At 73.0% G+C, this 4,336-nt stretch carries 6 protein-coding genes; 4 read left to right on the plus strand and 2 right to left on the minus strand.

Annotated features, from left to right (window positions below; translation table 11 throughout):
• On the plus strand, window positions 1-1,116 hold a 1,116-nt coding region (locus FL311_RS41475), incomplete at its 5' end, for a hypothetical protein (protein WP_368668619.1).
• 10 nt (window positions 1,117-1,126) lie between these two features.
• Here the strand turns inward: FL311_RS41475 and FL311_RS41480 are convergent.
• Complete coding sequence (locus FL311_RS41480) at window positions 1,127-1,666, minus strand: hypothetical protein (RefSeq protein ID WP_141333137.1); 540 nt, start codon at window positions 1,664-1,666, stop codon at window positions 1,127-1,129.
• Between the two features lie 99 nt (window positions 1,667-1,765).
• Here FL311_RS41480 and FL311_RS41485 point away from each other — a divergent pair, with 99 nt between their 5' ends.
• Complete coding sequence (locus FL311_RS41485; protein ID WP_141333138.1) at window positions 1,766-2,830, plus strand: porin family protein; 1,065 nt, start codon at window positions 1,766-1,768, stop codon at window positions 2,828-2,830.
• A 3-nt stretch (window positions 2,831-2,833) separates the two neighbouring features.
• On the opposite strand, the gene FL311_RS41490 is transcribed toward FL311_RS41485, so the two are convergent.
• Window positions 2,834-3,148, minus strand: coding sequence for a tetratricopeptide repeat protein (locus FL311_RS41490; protein ID WP_174816602.1), 315 nt, complete (start codon window positions 3,146-3,148; stop codon window positions 2,834-2,836).
• Window positions 3,149-3,208: 60 nt separating this feature from the next.
• Here FL311_RS41490 and rsfS point away from each other — a divergent pair, with 60 nt between their 5' ends.
• Window positions 3,209-3,781 carry a ribosome silencing factor gene (gene rsfS, locus FL311_RS44590; protein WP_194869603.1) on the plus strand — a complete coding sequence of 191 codons (573 nt, stop codon included), beginning with the start codon at window positions 3,209-3,211 and terminating at the stop codon, window positions 3,779-3,781.
• Window positions 3,778-4,242: a 23S rRNA (pseudouridine(1915)-N(3))-methyltransferase RlmH gene (locus FL311_RS41500; RefSeq protein ID WP_141333140.1), complete on the plus strand. Its 465-nt coding sequence runs from the start codon at window positions 3,778-3,780 to the stop codon at window positions 4,240-4,242. The genes rsfS and FL311_RS41500 overlap by 4 nt, the downstream gene beginning before the upstream one ends.
• Window positions 4,243-4,336 lie beyond the last annotated feature (94 nt).

The following is a 4,336-nucleotide window of genomic DNA, read 5'->3' on the forward strand; positions in this document are numbered from 1 at the left end:
CGGGGGCGCCGCGGGGCTGGCATCCGCCTTGCTCATGGGGGCCTGTTGATGAACCCCCGCTCCCTCGTCCTCGCGTTGTGCCTCTTGGTGGGCGTGCCCGCCTGGGCCGCGTCCGGCCTGGAGGCGGCGCGCGCGCGGGCGCAGGTGGCGAGGACGGAGGCGCGGGCGCTGAGGACCCAGCAGCAGGCGCTGCGCGACGAGCTGCAGGGCGTGGCCGAGCGCATCGAGGCGCTGAAGGCCCGTGCCCAGGGGCGGCTGACCACGGGCACGGAGCTGGAGACGGCGCTCAGGCGCTCGCAGGAGCTGAGCGGCTCGCTCACCCAGCTGGCGCAGGCGGTGTCCACGGCCGAGGGCGAGTCGGAGCGCGCGCACGTGGCGCTGCACCAGGCGCTGTCGGACGAGCTCGGGCGGCTGATGACGGCCTGGGACAAGACGGCGGACCGCGCCCAGCGCGCCACGCTGCTGGAGGTGATGCGCACCACGCGCACCGAGCGCGACTCGGTCCGCCTGGCGCTGCCGGCCTCCAAGGTGCCCACGCTGGACAGGACGACGACGGGCGGCGACGACCCGGAGGACCTGCTGGAGCAGGCGGACACCCTGCGCGACGCCGAGGACAAGGTGCGCGAGCGGCTCAAGCTGATGCGCGCGCGAATCACCGAGGCGCGCGAGGAGCGCGACCTGGACCGCCGGATGAGCGACTTCCTGGGCGAGGAGTCGATGTTCGACGAGCAGGACCGGCGGCTGCGGCTCAGGATGAGCTCGGACCGGAGCCTGCGGGTGGAGCCCAGCGACCGCGGCGGTGGCCTGTTCCAGGAGGCCAGCGGCGACAGCGACGCGCCGCCCATGTCGGGCAACCCGGGCACGGGCGCGCCCCCGGAGCCCTCCATGCCGGACACCCCCGGGACGCCCACCACGGGCCGCCCCGAGCCCATGTCCGTCCGCGCCACGGACCGCCGCCCCCTGGTGGACGGCGTGCGCGCCCAGGACCTGGCCGCCGGAGGTCCGGTGGACCTCACGGCGATGGAGGCCGAGGCCAGGCGCCTGGAGGCCCTGGCCGGGGAGCTGGATGGCCGGGCCGGCGCGCTGGAGCGCCGCGCGCAGGAGCTGACGAAGTAGGGCCCTCGGGCTAGAGCAGCCCGGACTCGACCTCGAGCCGCACCACCGCGCGCAGCCGCACCTCGCGCTCGGGCGTCCGGCCCTTGCCGCGGATGATGATGCTCATGGTGGGCGCGGCGACGAAGGGCTGCAGCTCCACGTCCGCCAGGTCCAGCCGCAGCGTGGGGTTGGGCGCGCGCGGGCTGTTGCGGGAGAGGTCATTCTTCCACGCGATGCGCGACTCGCGGTCTCCGGCGCGGACGAAGAACTCCACGTTGTCCAGGAAGGTGAAGTCCACGTCGTTGGGGCTGAGGATTTGCAGCGAGAGCGAGTCGACGTGGACGGAGGTGGCCTCGCTCTTGGAGAGCCCCTGGTTCTTGAAGTCCTGGTTCTGGTCGAAGTCCATCCCCGCGAAGCTGCTGATGGGGGGGAAGGCGTTGAGCTCGGTGCTGCCGCCCGGCAGGCTCGCGGGCACGGTCGTCTCGCCCCTCACCTCGGTGATGAACGTCGACTGGGCGCAGGCGGCCAGCCCGAGGCCGACCGCCGCGGCGAGAAGTGAGGCAGGGCGCATTCCAGCAATGTACCGGGCGCGAACCGTGTCGTCACCGTCGCCAGCCAACCGGCCGGGCCCGTCCTCCCGCGAGTGGGGCGTGCAGGCACGAGGCCGGGTATGGTGCCCCGCGTCGTGTCCCGCGTCCGCCCTACCCTCCTGGTGTTCCTGGTGCTCGCCGCCGCCCGCCCCGCGTCCGCGGCCGAGTGGGAGGGCGCGCTCAAGGGCACCCTGCGGCTGCTGGCGGACACCAACGCCCCGCGCGACTTCACCGACGGCAGCACGCCTTCGCCCGGAGTGGACCCGGCGCTGAGCGTGCTGGGCTCGGCCGAGGGGAAGGGGACGTTCGAGCGCACGCAGCTCGTCGGCCGCTACGAGCTGGGCGCGCGCAAGTACGCGGGCTTCTCCGACGAGGACACGCTCATCCAGGCCGGCGCGCTCGAGGCCTCGCTGGCGCTGGGCACGGAGTTCGGCCTGGGCGCGGAGGGGCACGCGAAGGACCGGCGGGGCGGCACCCGCGCGTACTCGGATTTGGGCGCGAGCGCCTTCGCGGAGTACGCCCCGGACGTGCGGCTGGCGCTGCGGGTGCGCGCGGGCGCGCGCAGGTTCGTCTACCGGCCGGACCCCACGGCGAACTTCGGCGGGCTGGAGCTGGGGGTGCTGGGGCGCTACCGCTTCGACCGGCGCCACAGCCTGTCCGTCTTCGGCGACTGGGGCGCGCGCCGCTACGGGCCGCTGGCGCGCCCGCGTCCGGGCGTGGAGAGCTCCCCGGGGCGGCGCGAGGACGGCGCCCTCACCGCGGGCTTCGGCTACAACTACCGGGGGCCGCTGACCCTGGGGCTGCGCTACACGTACCAGGAGGTCTCCTCCAACAGCTACGGGGAGACGGTGCTGCGCCACCGGGTGTCGGCGAACGCCGGGGTGCGGCTGCCCTGGCGGATGACGCTGCTGGCGCAGGGCTCGCTGGGCGTGACGCGCTATCCGGACGGCATCTACCTGTCGCCGGAAATCATCCTCGTGGAGGAGGACGAGGGGCAGAACTCCCTGTCCCTGAAGCTCGCGCGCCCCGTCTCGGAGCGCGTGGACCTGGAGCTGTCCTGGGGCCTGTGGAGCACGCGGCTGCCGCGCAACGACTTGAGCTACTCCCGCCAGGTGTTCGGCGTGGGCGTCACCTGGCGCGACTGAGGCTCAGCCCAGGTCGGAGATCCGCTCGTCGATCTCCTCGGCGAGCCCCGGATGTCCCTGGGCCAGCGCGTGCTCCCTCGCCCGGGTGAGCACCTCGCGGGCGCGCTCCGACTGCCCGGCGCCCGACAGCGCGTCCCCCAGGGAGACCATGGCGGCAGCGTACGTCCCATCCAGCCGCACCGCCTGCTCCAGGGCGGCGGCGGCCTCGGCGTACTGCTTGCGCTCCAGGTACAGCTTGCCGAGGGAGAAGTGGCTCATGGGGGAGTCGGGGAAGTCCGCCACCATCTTCTTGAACTGTTCCAGCCGGGCGTCGCTCATGGACAGGACCCTTAGAGGACCCATGGCGTGTTGCCAAGGGTGCGGTAGGGTGCGCCGCACATGGCAACGAAGAAGAAGACGACCCCCCGGAAGAAGAGCGCGGCCAAGAAGGCTCCGGCGCGCACCAAGAAGTCGGCGACGGGCAGGACGGTCGCCGCGAGCAAGGCGCCCGCCAAGGCCAAGGCCCCGGCGCGCAAGAAGACGACGGGCAAGACGCCGCTGCGGCCCAAGAAGAAGGCGAAGCTGCCAGCCGCCCCGCAGCAGAAGTCGGGCCCCGCGGAGAACCCCCAGGCGCAGGCCCTGGCGCGCCGCATGGCGCAGCTGCTCATCGACAAGAAGGCGCTGGACGTCGTCATCCTGGATGTCCGGGGCATGACGTCGTACGCGGACTACATCGTCATCGCCTCCGGCGAGAGCGACCGCCAGGTGAGCGCCATGGCGGAGAACGTCCAGGTGCAGCTCAAGCAGGGTGACGCGCCCCAGCGCGCGCTGGGCACCGAGGGCGTGGACACGGGCCAGTGGGTGCTGCTCGACTACGGCGAGGTGGTGGCGCACCTGTTCCTCGCGGACCTGCGCGCGCACTACGACCTCGAGGGTCTCTGGGCGGACGCCGCCCGGGAGAAGGTGTCCTGAAGGTCCGCCTGCTCTCCATCGGCAAGGACCGCTCGGGCCTCTTCGAGCCGGCGGTCCAGGAGTATGCCCGCAGGCTGGGGCACTACACCCGCTTCGAGCTGGTGGAGCTCGCCGAGGCGAGCGGCAAGAAGCTCAAGCCCGGCGACGCCAAGGCCGCGGAGGCCCAGGCCATCCTCGCCAGGCGCAAGCCGCAGGACTGGCTGGTGGCGCTGGACGAGCGCGGCTCGCTCATCGACTCGGTGGAGCTGGGCCGCTACGTGGGCAAGGCCCAGACGGGCTCGCGCGACCTGCTCTTCGTCATCGGCGGCGACGAGGGCCTGGACGAGAGCGTGCGGGCCCAGGCCCACCTGACGCTGTCCTTGTCGAAGATGACGCTGCCCCACCGGCTCGCGCGCGTGGTGCTCGTGGAGCAGCTCTACCGGGCGTTCACCATCCTCAAGGGTGAGCCGTACCACAAGTAGGCAGGCGGGCCTCCCAGCCCCCCTGGCGCGCGGGCGTCAGGGCCGCCGGACAGGAGGCGTCAACGGGCCTCATGAGCACCGCCAGCACTGAAAC

This window comes from Myxococcus sp. AB025B, from assembly GCF_006518215.1.
In the GTDB taxonomy this organism is placed as follows: domain Bacteria; phylum Myxococcota; class Myxococcia; order Myxococcales; family Myxococcaceae; genus Myxococcus; species Myxococcus fulvus.